19 protein-coding genes, 1 pseudogene and 1 riboswitch are annotated in these 21,818 nt (G+C 30.3%); of the genes and pseudogenes, 2 read left to right on the forward strand and 18 right to left on the reverse strand.

Annotated features, from left to right (window positions below):
- Window positions 1–78 precede the first annotated feature (78 nt).
- Window positions 79–831 (forward strand): helix-turn-helix domain-containing protein, encoded by a 753-nt coding sequence (locus tag EDC18_RS06665; protein WP_132251543.1) that lies wholly within the window; start codon window positions 79–81, stop codon window positions 829–831.
- 100 nt (window positions 832–931) lie between these two features.
- Here the strand turns inward: EDC18_RS06665 and EDC18_RS06670 are convergent, their stop codons facing one another.
- The 3 genes from EDC18_RS06670 to EDC18_RS06680 all read right to left on the reverse strand — a co-directional run bounded on the left by EDC18_RS06670 (window position 932) and on the right by EDC18_RS06680 (window position 5,976).
- Window positions 932–2,692, reverse strand: a complete 1,761-nt coding sequence (locus tag EDC18_RS06670; RefSeq protein ID WP_132251545.1) for a methyl-accepting chemotaxis protein — start codon at window positions 2,690–2,692, stop codon at window positions 932–934.
- Window positions 2,693–2,923: 231 nt separating this feature from the next.
- Complete coding sequence (gene purH / locus EDC18_RS06675; protein WP_132251546.1) at window positions 2,924–4,480, reverse strand: bifunctional phosphoribosylaminoimidazolecarboxamide formyltransferase/IMP cyclohydrolase; 1,557 nt, start codon at window positions 4,478–4,480, stop codon at window positions 2,924–2,926.
- A 74-nt stretch (window positions 4,481–4,554) separates the two neighbouring features.
- Window positions 4,555–4,639: riboswitch (ZMP/ZTP riboswitch) on the reverse strand.
- Window positions 4,640–4,650: 11 nt separating this feature from the next.
- Window positions 4,651–5,976, reverse strand: coding sequence for an NCS2 family permease (locus EDC18_RS06680; protein ID WP_207669174.1), 1,326 nt, complete (start codon window positions 5,974–5,976; stop codon window positions 4,651–4,653).
- A 334-nt stretch (window positions 5,977–6,310) separates the two neighbouring features.
- Between EDC18_RS06680 and EDC18_RS06685 the strand changes: the two genes are divergently transcribed.
- Window positions 6,311–6,649 carry a DUF5658 family protein gene (locus EDC18_RS06685; protein WP_132251548.1) on the forward strand — a complete coding sequence of 113 codons (339 nt, stop codon included), beginning with the start codon at window positions 6,311–6,313 and terminating at the stop codon, window positions 6,647–6,649.
- A gap of 35 nt (window positions 6,650–6,684) precedes the next feature.
- On the opposite strand, the pseudogene EDC18_RS06690 reads toward EDC18_RS06685, so the two are convergent.
- The 15 genes and pseudogenes from EDC18_RS06690 to EDC18_RS06755 form a co-directional block, all read right to left on the reverse strand.
- Window positions 6,685–6,903, reverse strand: a pseudogene (locus EDC18_RS06690) (GMP synthase (glutamine-hydrolyzing)); the annotation flags it as partial.
- A gap of 178 nt (window positions 6,904–7,081) precedes the next feature.
- Complete coding sequence (locus EDC18_RS06695) at window positions 7,082–7,666, reverse strand: tyrosine-type recombinase/integrase (protein WP_132251552.1); 585 nt, start codon at window positions 7,664–7,666, stop codon at window positions 7,082–7,084.
- 143 nt (window positions 7,667–7,809) lie between these two features.
- Window positions 7,810–8,355, reverse strand: a complete 546-nt coding sequence (locus EDC18_RS06700) for a recombinase family protein (RefSeq protein ID WP_165878501.1) — start codon at window positions 8,353–8,355, stop codon at window positions 7,810–7,812.
- A gap of 266 nt (window positions 8,356–8,621) precedes the next feature.
- Window positions 8,622–8,918, reverse strand: coding sequence for a hypothetical protein (locus EDC18_RS06705; protein ID WP_132251556.1), 297 nt, complete (start codon window positions 8,916–8,918; stop codon window positions 8,622–8,624).
- 47 nt (window positions 8,919–8,965) lie between these two features.
- A complete protein-coding gene (locus tag EDC18_RS06710; RefSeq protein WP_132251558.1) occupies window positions 8,966–9,397 on the reverse strand; it encodes a hypothetical protein in 432 nt (143 codons plus the stop codon).
- A gap of 187 nt (window positions 9,398–9,584) precedes the next feature.
- Window positions 9,585–12,287: a phage/plasmid primase, P4 family gene (locus tag EDC18_RS06715; protein ID WP_132251560.1), complete on the reverse strand. Its 2,703-nt coding sequence runs from the start codon at window positions 12,285–12,287 to the stop codon at window positions 9,585–9,587.
- A gap of 419 nt (window positions 12,288–12,706) precedes the next feature.
- Complete coding sequence (locus EDC18_RS06720; protein ID WP_132251562.1) at window positions 12,707–12,979, reverse strand: hypothetical protein; 273 nt, start codon at window positions 12,977–12,979, stop codon at window positions 12,707–12,709.
- 82 nt (window positions 12,980–13,061) lie between these two features.
- Entirely contained in the window at window positions 13,062–13,268 is a 207-nt protein-coding gene (locus EDC18_RS06725; RefSeq protein ID WP_132251564.1) for a hypothetical protein, read from the reverse strand.
- Window positions 13,269–14,043: 775 nt separating this feature from the next.
- Entirely contained in the window at window positions 14,044–14,250 is a 207-nt protein-coding gene (locus EDC18_RS14545) for a hypothetical protein (RefSeq protein WP_165878502.1), read from the reverse strand.
- A gap of 217 nt (window positions 14,251–14,467) precedes the next feature.
- Window positions 14,468–15,025, reverse strand: a complete 558-nt coding sequence (locus EDC18_RS06730; protein WP_132251566.1) for a hypothetical protein — start codon at window positions 15,023–15,025, stop codon at window positions 14,468–14,470.
- A gap of 231 nt (window positions 15,026–15,256) precedes the next feature.
- Complete coding sequence (locus EDC18_RS06735; protein WP_165878503.1) at window positions 15,257–16,294, reverse strand: S-layer homology domain-containing protein; 1,038 nt, start codon at window positions 16,292–16,294, stop codon at window positions 15,257–15,259.
- 83 nt (window positions 16,295–16,377) lie between these two features.
- Entirely contained in the window at window positions 16,378–17,346 is a 969-nt protein-coding gene (locus EDC18_RS06740; protein WP_132251569.1) for a tyrosine-type recombinase/integrase, read from the reverse strand.
- Between the two features lie 139 nt (window positions 17,347–17,485).
- The gene (gene guaA / locus EDC18_RS06745) at window positions 17,486–19,021 is read right to left on the reverse strand and encodes a glutamine-hydrolyzing GMP synthase (protein ID WP_132251571.1); all 1,536 of its coding nucleotides are present in this window, start codon (window positions 19,019–19,021) and stop codon (window positions 17,486–17,488) included.
- A gap of 326 nt (window positions 19,022–19,347) precedes the next feature.
- Window positions 19,348–21,120 carry a two-component system histidine kinase PnpS gene (gene pnpS / locus EDC18_RS06750; RefSeq protein WP_132251572.1) on the reverse strand — a complete coding sequence of 591 codons (1,773 nt, stop codon included), beginning with the start codon at window positions 21,118–21,120 and terminating at the stop codon, window positions 19,348–19,350.
- The gene (locus EDC18_RS06755) at window positions 21,104–21,817 is read right to left on the reverse strand and encodes a winged helix-turn-helix domain-containing protein (protein WP_132251574.1); all 714 of its coding nucleotides are present in this window, start codon (window positions 21,815–21,817) and stop codon (window positions 21,104–21,106) included. Before EDC18_RS06755 ends, pnpS begins: the two co-directional genes overlap by 17 nt.
- Window position 21,818: the final 1 nt, after the last annotated feature.

Consider the following 21,818-nt stretch of genomic DNA (forward strand, 5'->3'; position numbering starts at 1 on the left):
CATAACAGAAATAATATGGTAAAACTTAAATATATTTCTATTTTTATAACAATATTTTTATAAAAGGAGTTGATCTTTATGGGGGACTCTTTTCAGTCTCCAGGTAAAAAGTACGTCATTAGTACTATGGAAAGATTTCATTTATGTACTCATATCCCTATAAAGGCAGTTGATAAAGAATGTACAGTTATACATACAGAGGGGCATTCAGATGTGTATGAATCTATTTTTCGCGAGCATAAGGTTCTAGATAGAATAGATAATGAGATGGATAAAGAAGATATTAATACTTGCTTAATACTATCTAATAAGCATATTGAATTTACGGTAATATATCTTTGTCCAAAGAATTTTGATAGAGGCTTTTATATATTAGGTCCATACACAACTAATCCTTTGACAAATAACCTAGTTCTGTATAAACCATCTAATTGCATTCCCCACCTTATTACTTTACTTCGTAATCTTGCTAGAGATTCTGACTTTATTAGAAAAAAGAGAGAGCCTAATTATTCTATATATGTAAGAAAGGCATTAGAATATATTAGTACAAAATACAATGAACCTCTAACTGTTGAGGAAATTTCTGATTATTTAGGAATAAGTAAATGTTATTTTTGTTCTTTGTTTAAAAAAGACACTAAGAAAACATTTACTCAAGCTCTAAATGAAATACGAATTGAGAAGAGTAAAGAATTATTAAAAGATACTGATTTGTCCTTATTAGATATTGCTATTGCTGTTGGGTTTAATAATCAAAATTATTATAATATGATTTTTAAAAAAATGAATGATATTACTCCTTATCAGTATCGAAATATGGATTTTTAAACAAAATGGTTTCAATATATTCTAAACCTTTATATAGAATATATGAAACCACTTTATTTATTGCTTATTATTTATTGCTTATTATTTATTTATCTTATCTTTACTTAATCCTAAATTTATTGATTTGAGCAATGACTTGTTTGATACTGTTATCTAAATCATCCACTAATCCAGTAATACTTTCCATTAATGCCACTTGTTCCTCTGAAGAAGCGCTAATTTCCTCTGTTGAAGCAGCTGCTTGTTGGGATACTTCAGAAATATGTTGAATTGAATTAAGTACATCATTTTTTAATTGTTGGACATCCACAATATTGTTATTAAGGTTTTTCATTTCTGACATTACAATCTCGCTTCTACTCATTATATCTCCAAGAGCATCTGATGAATGATTCATTGACTCACTTACTTCTTTGATTAGGGTTTTAGATTCTTCTGTATAACCATTTGTTTTTTCAATTTCATTAATAATATTGTTTATTATTATTTGTATTTCTTTGGTAGCAGAGGATGACTGTTCTGCTAATTTTCTTATTTCATCAGCTACTACTGCAAACCCACGGCCTTGTTCACCTGCTCTAGCTGCTTCTATAGCAGCATTTAAAGCCAATAAATTGGTTTGCTCTGATATTGAGTTTATGGTATTTACAATATCACTAATGCTTTGAGAACTCTTAAATAATAATTGAATGCTTTCTACTACCTTTGATGCATTTCCTTGATATTGATTAAACTGATTCTTTAAGCTTGTTAAGGAATCCGTCCCCAGACGGTTTTTCTCTATGGTTTCTTCCGTTGAGAGTAAGGTTTTTGATACATTGTTTTTCATTTCTTCAACTTTTGAGGCTAATTCTCCAGATTTATCTGCCGTTTTAAAACTTTCATCAGCCTGACTATTTGCTCCTGCTGCTATTTCTTGTATAGACTTTGCCACTTCTCTACTTGTAAAGTTAACATCATTTATAACTACTTTAACTTTATTAGAGGATTGTTCTGTATTAACACCTAACTCATCTGCATAAAGTACTAGCTCTCTAATATTTTTAGTTACATTGTTAAGACTTTTAGTAAGTAAGCCTATTTCATCTTGTGATGTAACACTAAGTTCGCCAACACTTAAATTATACTCTGAAAGTTGTTGGGCCAATTGAGTTGCTTTTAATAAAGGTTTTGATAACCTTTTTGATAGAGCTAAAGCAAATAATACTGCAAGTAGTATTATAATAAGGTTAATAACTATTAGCTTTAAATTAATGTTAGATAATAAGGCATTCATATAATCCAAATCCTTATCTACACCTAAAAACCCAATGACCTCATCATTATAAACAATTGGATAAAAAGCTGATATAAAGGAGCCATATTCTTCTGCGCTTTCGATATCTCCAATAAATTTCTCACCACTCATGGCTTCAGCGAAACCATCATAAATCTCTTCTATATCACCGAATTCTGCAGCATATATATCGTTGTCATCTGCCCCTTCTACGACATAAAAGTAGTTTCCATTACTGTCTCTAGACATAATATATACATATTTTGAACTAGAAATTTTTCTAACTCGGTTCAATTCTTCTTTAAGCTTTATATATATAGTACTATTGGTGTCTTGTGTTTCTAATATCTTAGCAATATCTTGTGGATTAACAACATCCATCGCTATTTCAACGGTTCTTGCAGCTTCTTGTTTTATATTCTCTGTAATACTGTTCATAAAGGGTAAAAAAATTGTTGTTATTGTTATGGCTGTCGTTATTAAAACACTAATTAATAAAGACAAGGAGATTTTTGTACTAACCTTTTTGAAAAACTTAATTTTTGACTGGATCTCTTTCTGTGTATGCTGTCTACTCTCTTCCATTGTTTTCCTCCCAAGTGTTGTTATCAACTTATTATTATACCTCTTATTTCGTCAGAGTCACGAGCTTTGTTGAAAGCATGTTTTCAAATCCTTGCAAGCAAGTTTGCCATCATACTTTCATATTATAATTATACAAATTTATTCATAATAACACAATATATTTTATATTAGACCAATGCAAAAAGGAATATCAACTTTTATTGATATCCCTTTTTTATTGAAACTATATTATTAATGCTTAAAATGTCTCATATTTGTAAATACCATTGCAATCCCATATTTATTGCATTTATCAATAGAATCTTGATCTCTTATTGATCCACCTGGTTGAATAATAGCTGTTATACCTGCTTTATAAGCTTCTTCGACACAATCATCAAATGGGAAAAATGCATCTGATGCCAATGATGCACCTTTGAGGCTCTCTTCTCCTAAATGTTCAATAGCGTGATCAATTGCTTGTTTACAAGCCCATATACGATTTACTTGACCTGGTCCAATACCAATAGAAGTCTTATCTTTTGCAATTGCTATTCCGTTAGATTTAGCATGTTTTACTACTTTCCATGCAAATAACATATCGTCCATTTCTTTATCTGTTGGTATTCTATCTGTAACTACTTTTAATTCTTCATCAGGTAATAAAACACTATTTATTGTTTGAACCAATAATCCACCTGCAACCTTTTTAAGATCTAAAGAATCTGATGGAGATTTTGTTTCAATATTGTCTAACTTTAGTATTCTTATGTTTTTCTTACTTGTTAATACTTCAACAGCTTTATCCGTATAGCTTGGCGCTACAACGATTTCAACAAAAATTTTATTGATTTCTTCTGCCGTTTGTTCGTCTATTTCTCTATTTGCTACAATTATCCCCCCAAATATAGACACTGGGTCAGCTTCATATGCTTTTTTATAGGCTTCAAATATTGACTCACCACTCCCAACACCACAAGGATTGGCATGTTTACAAGCAACGATTGTTGGCTCTTCAAATTCTTTTAGTAATTCCAATGCCCCATTGGTATCATTAATATTATTGAAGGATAACTCTTTACCATGTAATTGAACTGCCTCTGTTAAAGCCCCTGTTGTCTTACCAATTTCTTTATAAAACGCAGCTTTTTGATGTGGGTTTTCACCATAGCGCATATCTTGTACTTTCTCAAATGTCATTGTAATGGTTTCTGGTAAATCTTTTTCCCCAACTTCTTTAATTAAATACTTAGCAATTAATGAATCATAATGTGCTGTATGTTCAAATACTTTTTTACATAAATAAAACTTAGTCTCTAAAGAAACTTCACCTTTATTTTTTACTTCTTCTATTATTGTACTATAATCTCTAGGATCAACAACAACTGCAACATCTTGATAGTTTTTTGCTGCTGAACGAAGCATTGTTGGGCCACCAATATCAATATTTTCAATAGCCTCTTCTCTTGAAACCCCATCTTTTAAAATGGTTTCTTTGAAAGGATATAAATTAACCACTACCAAATCAATTAAATCAACATTTAATTCTTTTACTTGTTTCATATGCTCTTCATTAGAACGCATAGCTAATAAACCAGCATGAATATTGGGATGTAATGTTTTTACACGGCCATCTAAACACTCAGGGAATCCAGTTACATCAGATATATTAATTACATTTATACCTTCTTCTTGTAATTTTTTAGATGTACCACCTGTAGAGATGATTTCTACACCTAATTTATCAAGTTCTTTTGCCAATTCAACAATACCCGTTTTGTCTGAAACACTGATTAATGCTCTTTTCATCTTTATAGACCTCCACTTTATATTAATATTTACTTAGTTTCCATTAAAAAACCGCCTGGGCATCCTATTCAATAATAGAATGCCCAGGCGGTCGGCTAAATACACACCCTATATTCCCTGTGGGTTAATCCCACTTATCCGCCAGTCATATAGAGTTATACAATTTTTCATTATCCAATAAATACATAATAAAGAATAAATAATATTGTTAATATATACATTAACCAATTTACATCTTTAGCTTTTCCAGTAAATAATTTTATTAAAGTATAAGATATAATACCGAAAGAAATACCTTCTGAAATACTAAATGTAAATGGCATAGCAATAATTGCTAAGAAAGCCGGAATTGCTTCAGTATAATCGTCAAAGTCAATTTTTTTAATTGAGTCTAACATATAGAAACCAACGATGATTAATGCTGGAGCAGTAGCAAAACCTGGAATAGCTAAGAATATTGGTGAGAAGAATAATGCTAATCCAAAGAAAATTGCTGTAACAACTGCTGTTAATCCTGTACGTCCACCATCTGCAACCCCTGCAGCACTTTCTACATAAGTTGTTGTAGTTGATGTTCCAAGGACAGCACCTGCAGTTGTAGCAATAGCATCTGCTAATAAAGCTTGTTTTGCTCTTGGTAATCTACCTTGCTCATCAAGGTATCCTGCCTTACTAGATACACCTATTAAAGTACCAAGTGTATCGAATAAATCAACGAACAAGAATGCAAATACGACTACAAAGAAATCTAATGAAAAGAAATTTGAGAAATCAAATTGTAATGCAATCGTACTTATTGAAGGTATTGAACCAATTATGCCATTAGGTATTAAATCGTATTGACCAATATCTGCATTAACCACATACCATCCAGTTAATTGCGCTATAATACCTAATACGTATGTAGCTAATATACCAATTAAAATAGCACCTTTTACTTTTCTAGACACTAAAATAGCTGTTAAAATGACACCAATAACCGCAAGAACAACTGTCACATGTGTTATATCACCTAATGTAATATATGTAGCAGGACTTGCAGTAATAATACCTGCATTTTTGAAACCAATAAGTGCGATAAACAAACCAATACCAGCACCTACACCATATTTTAAACTATTTGGAATTGTATTAAATATTGCTTCTCTAACATTGATAAGTGTTAATACGATAAAGATTAAACCTTCTACAAAAATCGCTGTTAAAGCAATTTCCCATCCGTATTGAGTTGCTACATAGTAAGCAAAATATGCATTAAGACCCATCCCTGGAGCTAACGCAAAAGGATAATTAGCAGCAATTGCCATTATTAATGTACCAATAATTGAAGCTAAAGCTGTTGCAGTAAATAAAGCACCTCTGTCCATACCTGTAGTACTTAAAATGTTAGGATTAACAATAAGAATATACGCCATTGTCATAAATGTTGTAATCCCTGCAAGTACCTCTGTTTTTACATTTGTACCATTCTCTTTTAGTTTGAAAAACTTTTCCACCTAGAAGACCTCCTCATATTCGTATAATATAAATTTATTTTAACAGACAAGTTTTTACATGTCAACGAAAAAATGAACATTAAGCAGCTTTATTTAAATAATGTTCGTGTTATTTTGTAATGAATTTTAATTACACTTCTTATATTTCTACATATTACCTATTATTTATCTTAAACATTTGAATTTTTCTCACTTTTTTCTTATTACATCATATATTGTTATTATTGAAAACTTTTGCTTTTACATTAAAGTACAAGCTCTTTTTTTATAAATTTTATTCTTTAAGACATAATCCTTATAAATATTGTCAAAAATAGTAAATAAGGAGGTATGTATGGAAACCTTTAATGATCTAAATAAAACCAAGAAATTATTATTTTTATTGTCTTCATTAATGCTAATAGACTATATCCTAACATACATAGGTATTCACCTATTGAACTTTATATCTGAAGGCAACCCTTTTATGCGATTTTTTATGGAATTACCTTTTTTTATTGGACTACCTTTAAGAATACTTTTTTTATTATTCCCAGTTACTCTAATGTTATTAGCTTTTTCACTTACTGAGAACAAAAAAAGGATTGTTTTAGTTGTAAATGGTATGGTAGGTATACAGTTTATACCTTTATTTCTTCATATGTATTGGATTTTTGTATATTATAATTATTAAAAGCGTCGTTAAAAACGACGCTTTTATACTTATTGCTATTCCCACTCAATCGTAGCTGGTGGCTTACTTGTAATGTCATAAACAATACGATTTACATTATCTACTTCATTAACAATTCTATTAGATATTTTAGCCAATAATTCATGGTCAATTCTTGACCAGTCTGCTGTCATAAAGTCTGATGTATCAACAGAACGAAGGGCTACTGTGTAGCTGTATGTTCTTTCATCACCCATAACACCAACACTTCTAAGTAGCATTTTATCAGTAAATTAAAGGGTTTTAGGATTACTTGGGTTTATAATCTTTGGTTTGTTTGTACAAGGAGTGACACTATGATTTTAAAACTGTTAGGTGGCTCCAATTTCAACATCGAGATGGTATCATATATCATCAGAAAACTCAAGCAATTCTAACTACTTTTTTTTTATATTATGAAGGTAATTTTATATGCTTAGCAAGTGCATCTTCTACTTCTCTTTGTTGAACTGATAAATAGTGTTGTGTCACTGCTACTGTTGAATGTTGTAGTAATTGTCTTACTAACTCTACATTATAATTATTGTTATTGTAGATGGATACAGCAAAGGTCTTTCTAAAACTATGGGTCCCAATGTTTTCTAATCCTAAGTAGTCTGTAACTAGTTTTAAATGTTTTTGTACTGCTCTAACTGTTATATCGAATAGTTTTTGTTTTGGTCCGATAGAATTATCTAGGGCATATGATTGTAGATAACTGTATATCTCTTGTGGTACTGTGAATTCTCTTTTTTTACCTGTTTTCTGCTCTTTTATTTCTAACCTATATCTACTTCCATCTTTTACTATATCTGATAATCTAAGATTTACTATATCCCCTATCCTCAATCCTAAATTTAATTGTATTGTCAAGGCTACTGCTATTCGTTCATTGGGTCTAACTTTTATATTATCCTTAGTTAAAAAACCTTCTCTTATCGTTTTGATGATTAGAGAATATTCCTCTTCTGTCAATGCTCTTGTTTTTATATTTGCCATTATGTATTTTCACCCCTTTGTCAATAAGTTTTCTTAAACAGTTCTTATTATCTAATATTAATGTTCGGATTTTAACTTCCCTATTTTTTCCTTATTAATATCTCTACTTTGTTCTTTTTATGTATATAAAACGTACTTATTTTTTACTCTTTGTCCATCTCTTTCATGGCTCTAAATAAGGTTGAACCCGATATCCCAGATAGCTCTTCAATTTCAGATATTGAGAACGCCTTAGTACGATACAATCGAATTCCCTTATCAATATCTTCTGTTCGCCTTGGTCTACCAACTTTTCCTTTTTCTTTCGCCTTTAAATACCCATCTAGTCTTCTTTTCTCTAAATAGTATTTATTGATATCTGCAAATCCTCTCATTGACGTATAGTATTCAGTGCCATTCAGATAAGGTTCTTCGATACTACAAAGAATAACTTCCTTTCCTTGTAACTCTTTTAATACTTTTAGTAACTCTTTAGCATCATCTGATAAGTCTATAACTGACCTTATAATTAATCTTTTTCCACTTTCGATTGTATCTAATAAACTTTCTAGTTCATCTTTACAAGCATCAGTATCAATAAAAATATCGTTCTCATGGATATCTAAATCGTTTCTAAGATTAAAGACCTTTGTATTATCTCTTATCTGCTCTCTATCCGTATTTTCTATGAAGTAAATATAGTTTTTCAAGTCATACACCCCATTTTTTCTTTTTATTTCTAGAGATTTTGATACAGTTAATATCTCTAGATGTTATAACAAACTTAATAACTTATCCCAAAATACTTTCCCAAAAATATTCTTTATAATTTTTCAAACAAAAACTACTATCAATCGTATGTTTTTAGCAAAAAGAAAATCTACAATAGTTTTGGGAAATAGTATCAAAATAGAGTTTTTGATACTATTAAAATTTTATAGATTTTAACATTCCCAAAATCATTAATCTTTTTCTACTACTTAAAAACTCTTACTATCTTAATATCTTCAATGTTTATCTCTCTTTCTTCTTCTGTCAGTTCATTGTAAACCAGGAGGATATTTGATGGTGTTCTTCCTATCATTTTAAAATCTTTATATGTAGCCGCTATTAATCTATTGTCATGTAGCTCAATTAACAATGTGAATTGTTTGAGTAATAGTGTTAGAATTCTCTTTGTGATTTTATCTCTATCATTTGTCATTAAGACAAACTCAGTACCTTCTATTGCTCTTGTCTCTTTGTTTTTATTCTTTATTATTCTTTTACTCAATTTTTCCACCTCCTTTTTATAGAAGTAGAACGATAAAGCCCTACTTCTTAGAAATACAAGACATCATCTTCTTCCCAATCCTCCCAATCCTCATCTTCTAATATTTCTTGCTCTAATCTTTCGTTTTCTTCTTTGTTGATTTTACTGAAATACTCTAATAACTCTTCTTCATCCATTTTAAACTTTTCTTTTATTATTTTGCTCATTTCTTCTTTTAACTGTTTTAATTCATCTTCTTTGTAAATACCATATAAGCCATACTTTCTATTACCACTGGTTTTTTTAGTAATAATACTTGAAATTACTAATTGTGTTCCTTCATTTTGTAACTCCTCAAGACTAATATTAACTGCACCTATTTTTTGATTAAATATATCTGCTAATAAAAGTGCTACTTCTTGAGGTATTGGGATTTTAATTGTGGCTTTTGGTGCACAATTAAAACCATCAACTTGATTTTGTTTGTTTTGATTAAACATTTTTAATTCACTCCTTTAAGTTTTATAATTAAAATACTTTTTTCTGTCCATTAAATATTTATAGATGTATTAATCAATTCGTTTTATAGTAAAATTTATTATAAGTGTCCATTTAAATAATATGATCCTCTTTCTGCTTCGCAGAAAGAGGATCATATGGCTTTGTTTGTTTATGTAATTTCTAGATTTACTTACCACCAAAACTTACATTTTTATTAGAAGTGGAAGTAGTTATAGGTATTACATTATTTTCTTTACCTTTTTCATAATTCTTTATTTCTTTTTCTAGTTTAGCTAGTTGTGTAAACTGTGCATTGACTATTTTATTGTATTTTGTTGCAAACTCTAATGCTAAATGACCTTCCTTTTCTGCACAATGTTCCCCTAATTCATTTAACTGTATTGCTAAGTATCTTACAAATCCATTTACTTTTTTTATAAACTTGCAGGCTTCTTTTTTGTTCATTTCTTGTGTGAATTTTCTTTGTGTCCACTTGTATTCACCATTGAAATCACACCAATTTTTATAAGACAAATATAATTCTTTTGAACTAAAGCATTTATGATTTTTAAATATTTTATCTGGTGGTATTAACTGAACACATTCTTTCCACCACTGGTCCATCGCTGACATATCCTCTGCAAATTCTTCTACTACAAGCTTCATTTCATCTGGTTCTGATAATCCCTCTTCTACATATAACTTATATCCTTCAATGCACCAGTTTAATATGCCCGACAACTCTTTTTCTAATTTACTTCCTAGTTCCCTATCCATTTCTTCTTTTTGTATCTGTGTTGTAAATGGTATTATCTTTAGCCTAGACCATATGGCTATATCTGTCCCTGTCACCCTGGGTTTGTAATTGGTATCAAACCACAATTTAAATCTTGATGGGAACTCGACATTTTCTTTATGTAATCCTCTACAACTGATATAGCCACCACCAGTTAATGATTTTATTAACCCTTCATTCAATTTGTCATTCTCTTCTGTTTCTGATACAGTAGCAAATCGTTTGTCCCTAAGTCTTAACAAGTCAGGTCTGGGACCATTGTTTTTATTAGCGTAATTTTGCATAACCGTTTGTGGGGAAACGATTACAGCATAGTCACTTAAAATCTTTAGGATAGTATTTATAAATAATGTTTTTCCGTTATTCCCTGAACCTTGCAATATAAAGAGTGCTTTTTCATTACATTTGCCACTAATTGTATACCCTAAAGCTTTTTGAAGGTAATGTCGAACCTCTTCTGATGGTACTAATCTACTAATGGTTTTTTCCCATAAAGGACAATCTAACTCTTGATTGTATTCTACCTTGCTTATTTTAGTTTGATAATATTTTTTTGAATGCTCAACAAATTCCATTTTATCAAAATCATATATTCCATTAGATAGATTAAGAGCATTTTTTTCTTCTATTGTAATATCACCAAATTCTCTAATAAAATGGCTTTTAGAAAACTCTATTATTTCTAGACAATTCCTTTTGTTTCTACTTGTTGCAGTATACTTAAAAAGTTCTTCAGCCTCAAATTCTGCATTTTCTTTTACTAGACTATCTAATTCATTTAATGAAGATATGGCTAGATTATAGGCCTCATGTTTTAGATTTGTAAAAACTTTTTCAGCAAATTCTAGTAAGTCCATATCATAAACTCTACTCCAATATTTTCCTGTCCACTTCAACCATTCCTTCGAGCTGTCTATGTATCTAAGATTTTCCTTGTTTATATAGTAAAATCTTCTACCACTGTCTGAATTGTTATAATCACCTAATCTCGTATCTATTACATTTTTATAATCCAATCCGAAGTTTTGTATGTATTTTGTCATATATTTATTCAACTCTTTGCTAGTAAAACAATGTAACCCTTTAATTTTTATTGAGTTCATAAACTCTTCTTCTCTTGTTTTTAAGATTATTTCTTCCATGTCTACTACTTCTTCTACTTTTTCTTTGCTTACTTTTTTCCAATCGTAAACTTTTGTTATTCTTAGGGATGCTTGTGTTACTTGATGTCTTACATACCCTGTTGATTTTTTATTGCCTCTATACATTTTTGAAGTTTTAAATATTTCCTCGGCTTGTGCAGGGTTGTTTCCATTCACATATAATATTTGTGATATAAAAGCAAAATCAGCAGCACTCTGACTATCATAAGCCTTTATACTACATCTACTATCTTTATCCCACTTCTCTACTTCTTCCCAATTTCCTTCTAGAAACAACTTGCCTTTCTTAAATGATTTAATCTTTTCTAATACATCGTCATTAGATACTTCATAGATGCCCTGATCTATGAACTCAATGTTTTCATTTTGCAGTTTAGGTAAATGGGTCTCACATAGTTTATTTAGTTCGTCTTGACAATCTACCACTTCTTGATTACTTCCAATGATATCCCCTGTCACTATCATAAATCTAGCACTATCATAAACTTCTACTATTCCATATCTATCTACATGTTTATATCCCTCAGGTTTTTTTGCTCTAATAAAGATATGCGTTCCTTTGCCACTTATTGATGTTTCTGCATAACTGTTAAACTGTGATAGTAGGAGTTTATTAAGTTCCTCAAATTTTTCTAGTTTTTCTATGTCATGACAATCAATGTCTATACAAGTGACATCACAATCTGCTGTTAATCCTACACCTAATGCCACAACTTTTTCTTCATTTAATGCCTCTACTGCCTTATCAAAACTTACTAATCTATCTGTATCTTTTGTTCCCACACCTCTATAATCCACTAAGCTAAGAGGTTTTTTAACTATCTCTCCTTCTTCATTTGCACAAAACCCTACCCAAGTATTTAAAGATTTTAATACTGTGGGTATATTTGCTGTGTTTCTTTTCATTTTTTCTATATTAACTTTAGTCATCTTTTCTTTCTCCTTTTAGTTAAGGTGTTAACTTTTTTATCTCTATAAAATTTCATCACCCTATTTATTTGTTGTTATTGCTATCTTGCGTAATTTAACTAAGGTTTCTTATTGTCAAACAACCCTATTTTTTTCTTGATATACCTACCCTTGATTATGATTAAGTAAATAACTTTATTTTTTCTCTAAAAAAGTTTTATAAAAAATAGAAGTTAAAGAATTATAAGCTTAGAAAAAAATAAAACTGAAAATGAAGTTCACTTTTTACACCCAAATCAGGAAAATCCGACCCCATAAAGACTTTTTTGGGGTCTCTTGATTTTTCACAATCACACCTTATTGTCCCTAACCTTATAAACTTGTACTACTTCTACTTTTAGTTAATTTTACTTAATCACTTCCAAGTAATAGGTTAGAGATTAAGATTTTACTTCTATAGTCTCACTAATTCCTTTACGATAACGCTCAACATATAAAGTACAATATCTATCTATACTAGAAGAATGTTCTGCGATGATATCCTCATCTAGCTCTTCTGATAGTGTTATCAGAAAGTTATGTAGCACGAACCCTTGAGAAAAAATGTATACACAATCTTCCTCTATATGAGCCTCTTCAAATTTTGCGATCAGGACATCTATAACTCTTTTGCTGAGTGGAAGCCTAATCTTTGTTTGTAATGAATTTGCCATCTCTTTATTCACCCCCTTTCCCTTAATCTCGTATAGCCTCTACTTATATTTGACTCCTACTATAAGTAGAACTATAACCCTTTTAATCCTCATAAACTTTATACTTGTAATTGCGTTCATAACTGCCTTTTAAAACCAACTTACCAGATGAAAAACTATAATTTCCCTCAAACTCTTCAATACAATAATAATCAAGTTCTTTTGTTAAACTTTCAGGTAAATCAATTTCTATCGTAACTTCTACATTCTGCTCTGTGTTGCTCATTGTTTTAAATATTTTATGTATCATCTTAAATCCACCCCCTCGTAAAAATTTTGATAACTTTGTCATACCTATATACGGCAAACAGCCAGCACAATTGTCCATTTTTAAGCGTCCCCAAGAAGTTTTTTTAAATGCAGTTATAGCCTAGAAATCCCCCTGTTTCACTAAGGAGCAATATTATTCATGTCCATTCTCTTTTATATAACCTGTCAATGCTTTTTGTGAAATATGTTGTTTATTTCATAAAACATGTTATTTGTTTTATGAAACATGTCCTAAAATCTCTTTTTTTTCTTACAATAATACCTTCAAACCCTTTCTATACCTAGGTTATAAGCTACCTCACATTTTAGATTTAGATATTTCTACAACCATCCATTCATGATTTTTCTTCATTTTTACTAAAATACATCTAATTTCATTAATAACTCTTTAAACCCTTTCTATATCTACCTTATAACCTCCCCCCATTTTTCATCTTTCTAAAACTGCTCTAATTCTTTTAAAACCCATCAATCCAAGTCTGCCCAATTCCCATTTTTTGACCTGATTAAGAATTTAAAACCTTTTAACCTATAAATACTCAATAGGATTTCTTAAACTTCATTCAAATCAATTTTTAAATATTCATTTCTCTAAAAAAGGGCATAAAAAAAGAGCCCTATGCTCAATACTCTTAAAAATTTTATTCAATTGTCTATTTTTCTAACCTGATCCACTAAAGCAACCTGATCAATTTTTACTTAATCCCATCTTAATAATTTTAGCATTACTTTGGTTAAATTATAAAACCTTATTTTTATTTTAAGTTTTTTTTATCTGCTAATTTAAATAGATAAATAGCAGAAGGCCCTATTGAAGTTATTGTTGGTAAGATGGCTATTATTAGTACACCTATTAATGATGGTTTTAATGGTATTATTGCTACCCAACAAAAAGTAAATATTAAAAATGGAATACATATTAATATACTTTTTAGCAATATAAGATAATCTTTCTTATACATTTTTTTAGTTCCGACCAACATTCTTTTAATATCTTTTTATCATTTTCTGGTATCATTCTTTTCACCCTTAGATTTATTTTAGTTACTTTATATATAAAAAAGTATTGTCTAGAGTTAATATAATTTTAACTGCAGTTTTTAATTATTACTATGTCCTTTTTTAATAAAACATGTAAAAAGATAACCCTAAGTATTAGGTTATCTTTTATTGGTTTAATTAGAGTAATACTGCTAAAAATAATATTATTGAACCTATAATATATACCAATACATCTTCTTTTTTACTTTCTTTTAATAAATCTAATGCACTTTTTTCTTTTCTCATTTGTAACTCTAAAACTCTTATAAAAGTTATTGCTAAAAAGTATTCATATAACCATAAGAAAAATACTTTTACTTCATGGGTTATAACTCCAAAAGTTAATCCATACTTTAAATAAACACTTCTTTGCTCTATTAAAGATTTATTAAATATATCAAATGCTATTAATATTAAACCTATGTATATTGTTAACCAAACAAACTTATATACTTTATGTCTTAAATCTTTTGATTTTTCACTTTGGTCTGAGGCATGCTTATCTACAAACTTATTACTTTGATTATACCCGAAGCTACATAGTAAATAAATTAAAACTACTATTACTGTTTGTATTATAGATAATAAACCCGGATAATAACTTATTATATTGTCTAATGTTATACTCATCATAATTATTGAAAATATTGCACTGGATATTAAGCCTGCTAATATAGAAACAAAAAATGCTTTCATTTAATCACCCTATACCAGTATAGCCTTTTAATTGTTACTTTGCAATATTTTAGACTTCACCACCTTATTTAGTTATTAAATAAAACTGTAGGTATTTATGTCCATAATAAAGACATTATTTATCAACTCTAGAATTTTAACTATGTCCTTTTTTAATAAAACATGTAAAAAGATAACCGTTTGAAAGGTTATCTTCTCACACTATTGATTTTATTACTTGTAATTCTTTACCTATCTAACCGGACCATTCCAATACCATATACCATGCATAAATATGAAATAATCCATGTATACTTGCCCTTCTTTGGGATTTGGTACTTCTTTATATGGGTCGATTGCACTTTGAACATCTAACCATTGACTTCTGTATAACCCCATTCCTGTGTTGTTATCTACTAGGTAAGGGCTTCCCAAGAACTCTTTATTACTTCCTAAATCACCATGCTCTATTAACTTACCATTTGGATGGGCTCTACCTATTTCTGTGGCTACATTTTGACCAAAACCTAGAATACCCGTCTTTGGGTCTACTTTTAATACTACACTTCTACCATCTGGTGTTATGAAGGTGTCACCCTCTTTTGCCATTGGTCTGTTAGGGTCATTGTGTCTTAATGTTAATGCACCAACCTCTGGTATCTTTACTTCTTGTCTTTCTGGTTTCTCTAACGTTCTTAATATTATTGTAGAAGCCTCTGCTCTTGTAGCATTGTTACCCGGATTGAAATTACCCTTGTCATCACCTACTATTATACCTCGTGCATATACTGACTTGATATAATATTGCTCACTTCTTTTTGTTATTTTATTATAATCACCTATTAAAACCTCTATACCATCTGAATTTACTTGCTCTTCACCTAATATATTTAATAAAGCTCTTTCTGTATACTTTGCCATCTCTAATCGAGTTATTGGTTTGTCAAAATCTCTTGAACTTAATTCACTATTTGTTACTATACCCAATTTATAAGCCTCCTCAAACTCACCTGAAGCCCAATGTTGACCCTGTTGACGAGTAAAGGTCTTACCTGTGGTTGTTCTCATTAGGATTGCTATAAACTCAGCATTACTGATTGTATTCTGTGGCTTAAATGTTCCATCTGGATATCCTGATATACCACCTCTTGCTACTAACTTCTGGATTGTGGGTTCAGCCCAATGTCCTTTGATGTCGGATAGATTTGATTGATTTGCATAGATATTAATTGTTGTTAAGATAATTATTACTAATGATACAGATACCCTCTTTAAAAAACTCTTTCTCATTAATTTTTCCCCTTTCATTCCTTGGTAAAATATTTCATTAGATTGATTATAACTAGAGTTAATCCTAAAGTCTATATTTTCTATCACTTTTTTGTTAATTTCATTGATTTCTTTACCCTAAAATCTTCTAGTGGATTATACTCATCTACTATATTTACCAGATCACTAATATCAAAATTATAGTATCTATTTAACATTTTTAAATTAGAGTGTCCCGTTATCCTTTTAAGTAGAATAGGAGACATACCCTTTCTAACACTTAGTGTAATAAATGTATGCCTAAATAAATGTAGACTTGTCTTTTCAACCCCTCTTGCCCTACAATACTTCACTACACTTATCTGCAAAGTAGTCCTAGGCAATGGCTCACCATAGATATTACAAAATAATGGTTCTTCTCCTACTCCATTTCTAATCCTTAAATATTCTTTTAAAACAATCAATAAACTAGTAGGTATAGGTATGGCTCTAGGCTTTCTGTTTTTGGTATGATTTAGGCTTAGAATAGCATTGTCTAGATTAACATCTTGTATCTGTAACTCTCTTAATTCTTTTGCTCTTATTCCTGTTGCTAATAGTAAATTTATGATGACCCATGTTCTATACTGTGCAAATGAATTCCCTTCTGGTTTTTTTAATAATAACTCTAGTTCTCTAGTAGTATATATCTCTTTAAAATGTTCTTGTTCTACTAAGTGAGTAAACTCAATAGTATCTTTTATATATCCTTTTCTAATACCAAATTTAATGATTGGTGATATCTTAAATAGATAGGAATTAACTGTTTGTGGCTTTAACTTATCTTTAAGATATAGTATATACTCATTGATAAGGTCTTGGGATATATCTTCACATTTCAACCCTTCCCCTGTAAACTGTTTGAATTTCTTATGAGCAAATTCATACCCTTTAATTGTTATATCAGATATATTTCTTAGTTTACAATCACTTGCATATAAAAAGTATAGGTCATCATAATTGATATTTGCTACTTTACTGATTAGTAAATTCTTTCTTCTTTTGATTGTAGGCTCCTTAGTCTTGTTTTCCACCTGTTTAACCTCCTATAAAATACAAAAATAGATGTCTCTGATGGGCCATTTTACAGCCTTAATCATAGACATCTATTTCCTATTTTACTTACAAACCAATTATAAAACCCTTTATTTGTCTTGCTCTATTCTTATCCTATTATTCCCACTCAATCGTAGCTGGTGGTTTTGATGTAATGTCATAAACAATACGATTTACATTATCTACTTCATTAACAATTCTATTAGATATTTTAGCCAATAATTCATGGTCAATTCTTGACCAGTCTGCTGTCATAAAGTCTGATGTATCAACAGAACGAAGGGCTACTGTGTAGCTGTATGTTCTTTCATCACCCATAACACCAACACTTCTTAAGTTCGTAAGAACTGCAAAGTATTGTCCAAGTCCTCCAGCAATGCCTGCTTTTTTAACTTCTTCTCTAAATATAAAATCTGCTTCTCTTAATGTATCTAATTTTTCTTTTGTAATATCGCCAATAACACGAATAGCAAGTCCTGGACCTGGGAATGGTTGACGAGATACTAAAAACTCAGGAATGCCTACTGCACGACCAACATTTCTAACTTCATCTTTAAATAAATCTCTAAGTGGCTCTATAATTTCTTTAAAATCAACATGTTCTGGAAGTCCTCCAACATTATGATGACTTTTAATAACTGCTGCATTTTTAGTACCTGATTCAATAACGTCTGGGTAAATTGTCCCTTGAACCAAATAATCTACAACACCAATTTTTTTAGCTTCTGCTTCAAAAACACGGATGAATTCTTCACCAATGATTTTACGTTTTTCTTCTGGATCTGATTTTCCTGCTAATTTTCCTAAAAATTGGTCTTCGCAATTTACACGAATTAAATTCATATCAAACTGCTCTTTGAAAACCTGCTCTACTTCGTCGCCTTCATCTTTTCTAAGCAAACCGTGATCTACGAAGATACATGTTAATTGCTTACCAACTGCTTTATGAATTAAAACCGCTGCTACAGAAGAATCTACTCCTCCTGATAAGGCACATAAAACTTTCTTATCACCTATTTTTTCTTTTAATTGCTTAATTGTCTCTTCTGCAAAGTCAGACATAATCCAATCGCCTTTACACTCACAAACATTGTATAAGAAATTACGTAACATTTTATTTCCTTGTGGTGTATGAACTACTTCTGGATGGAATTGCACACCATATAACTTATTCTCAACATGTGCCATAGCTGCTACAGGACAAGTTTCAGTTGTAGCAATAACTTCAAAACCAACTGGTGGCTCACTAATGTAATAAGTATGACTCATCCAACAACTTGTCTCTTCATCTAATTCATTGAATAATGGATTATTTGCCATAACTTTTAAGTCTGTTTTGCCATACTCTCTATGAGTAGCCTTAGCCACTTTACCATCTAATAAATATCCCATTAACTGAGATCCATAGCAAATCCCTAAAACTGGAATGCCTAGAGTAAAAATCTCTTTTCCTACAACAGGTGCATCCTCTTCATAAACAACACTAGGACCACCAGTAAAAATAATCCCTTTTGGATTTAACGCTTTAATTTCTTCTATTGAAGTATCATATGGAAGCACTTCACAATAAACATTAGCTTCTCTTACACGTCTTGCTATTAACTGGTTATATTGTCCACCAAAATCAAGAACAACAACTAATTCATGATTCATAAAATTTCCTCCTGAGTTTAAAAACATTTTAATAACAACATCTTACTAAATCCCACAAATAAAGTCAAACGTTTTTGCACTTTTTTAAAAAAATGTTCGACTTTTATAATTCACCAATACATTAAAGGGTATTATACCATAAAACGGGATTTTTAGCACAAAAAATTACAATTTTTTTACTCTCGCAAATAAGAGTCAGAGATACTGGATATACTACTCGACCCAAGGAGATGGCGGAGCGCGACCCTCATAACCAAGGATGGTTATGGGTCGATTAATCTTATATATAACACCAGCAAGTCGTCCCTCTAGACATAAAAGATAAGTTACTTCTTCTCAGGCAATCTAATAATAAACCGAGTCCCTTCTCCAACACGACTCTCCACCTTAATCAATCCATCATACAACTCAACAATATGCTTAACAATAGACAACCCTAATCCAGTACCACCTTGTTTCCTAGATCGACCTCTATCCACTCTATAAAATCGCTCAAACAACCGAGGAATATGTTCCTTCTCAATACCAATTCCTGTATCTTCAACTTCAATTATAAAATGTTCATTAGAATAATTAGTCTTTATTATTATATGCCCTTTTTCAGTATATTTTATTGCATTATCCACAAGATTAATTAATAATTGCTTAATTCGATCTTTATTACATTTAAACTCAGGCATATCATTTTCAATATCCACTTTAATCTCTAACTGTGAATCTTTTAATTTAGGCTTTAACAAATCTACAACCTCAAAAATTACTTCAGATAAATTATAAAATCCAACATTCTTTTCATTTTGTTTAGACTCAATCTCTGATAAAGATAGAATGTCTTGAATTAAAAGATACAATCTTTCAGATTCAATATCTATAATGTCTAAAAACCTTTTAGCAACAACTTCATCATTAATAGCACCATTTTTAAGGGTATCAACAAAACCTCTAATAGAAGTAAGAGGTGTTTTTAACTCATGGGTAACGTTAGACACAAAGTCTCTTCTGATATTCTCTAGTTTTCTAATCTGTGTAAGATCTTGTATGACTAATAAAATTCCAAGATTTTTAGTTTTCTCCAACTTAATAGGATTGGCATAAATTCGAATAATCTTTTCTTCATTCTCTAGTAACAGCTTACCTTCCTCAGTGATGTTCTCATTATTCTCTATAGACTTCTCTAACACATTAAACAATACGGTATTCCTAATAATATCATATATTGATTTTCCTACGATTCCTTCATCAGTAATACTCAAAACTTCATTAAATGCTTTATTATAAAATACAATTTTAAACTCATCGTCAACAGCAACAATACCATTATTCATACTGCTTAATATTGCCTCTAACTGTGTTTTTCTTTGAGTGAGTTTCCACATATTTAGTTTTAATCTAACTGCCATTTCATTAAAAGCATCTGCCAGCTTGCCAATCTGATCTTTTTGATTGATATATATTCTTTTTTCATAATTACCATTAGATATTTCTCCAACAGCTTTTGTTAAAGTATTAATAGGCTTCATAAATATACGGGTAAATAAGAAAGCTATTAGAATTGCAATAGCAGAACAGATTATTAAAGATATGATAATATATCTTATCAATTCATATGTAATTTTCTCAATGGCATTAACAGGGATTGAAAGGCGTAATACCCCATCAATAAAGTTGGTTTTTAAAGGTAGGGCTGTATAGGAATAGTAGTTCCCCATTGTATTGCTATACCTTATACTGGATGCTATCTCACCATTCAATGCTCTTTTAACTTCCGTTCTATAAGCGTGATTGTCCATGGCCAAAGGGGCTTCATCAGAATCAGCAATAACCAGTCCACTTTTATCAATGATTGTAATTCTTGCCTCCATTGTAGCTGCGTATTTATTAATAAAGTTTTGAATCTCATCATAATTATCAATATCTTTGGCCTTAAAAAACTCTGATATAAGATTCCCTTGTGAAATAAATTGTTGCTCGTATTGCTTCGTTAAAAACTCATAGCTTTTTGACCAAGTAAAATAAACGGACACAATTAATGTAAACAGTATAATTATAAAATAAGTTCCAAAAAGCTTTTTTTGCATCTCATCACTTTCCTTTTTCAATAAACTTATAACCTACACCACGAACAGTCTTTATAAATTTTGGGTTTTTATCGTCGTCTTCAATTTTTTTCCTTAAATTACGGATATGTACATCTACTGTTCTCGTTTCTCCATAATAGTCATATCCCCAAATTTTCTCTAATAAATAATCTCTTGAAAAAACTCGACCTCTATTTTTAGCCAATAAATAGAGCAACTCAAATTCTTTTAATGGTAATTCAATGGTTTTATCTTTAATATGAACCGTATGGGTGGATTTATTAATTAATACTTCATCGATTGTAATTAAATCATAAACTTTTACCTCACCCTTTGGTTCTTCTTCCGTTCTTCGTAATACAGCCTTAATTCTTGCAACAAGTTCGTGAACACCAAATGGCTTGCCTATATAATCATCAGCCCCCATTTCTAATCCTATAACAGTATCAATTTCCTCGCTTTTTGCTGTAAGCAATATAACTGGTAGTTTTTTAAATTGTTCCGTATTTCTTATGGTTTTAAGCACTTGTATCCCATCTATACCAGGTAACATTTGATCTAGTAACACAAGGTCAATTTTTTCAGTTTCAATTATTTCTAAAGCTTTTTCCCCTGTATCAGCTTGTAGAATTGAAAATGAATTGCTCTCAAGATTATACTTTAAAAGTTCTAAGATATGTTCTTCATCATCAACTGTTAAAATTACTTTCTTACTCATA

Source organism: Natranaerovirga pectinivora (genome assembly GCF_004342165.1).
GTDB classification, from domain to species: domain Bacteria; phylum Bacillota; class Clostridia; order Lachnospirales; family DSM-24629; genus Natranaerovirga; species Natranaerovirga pectinivora.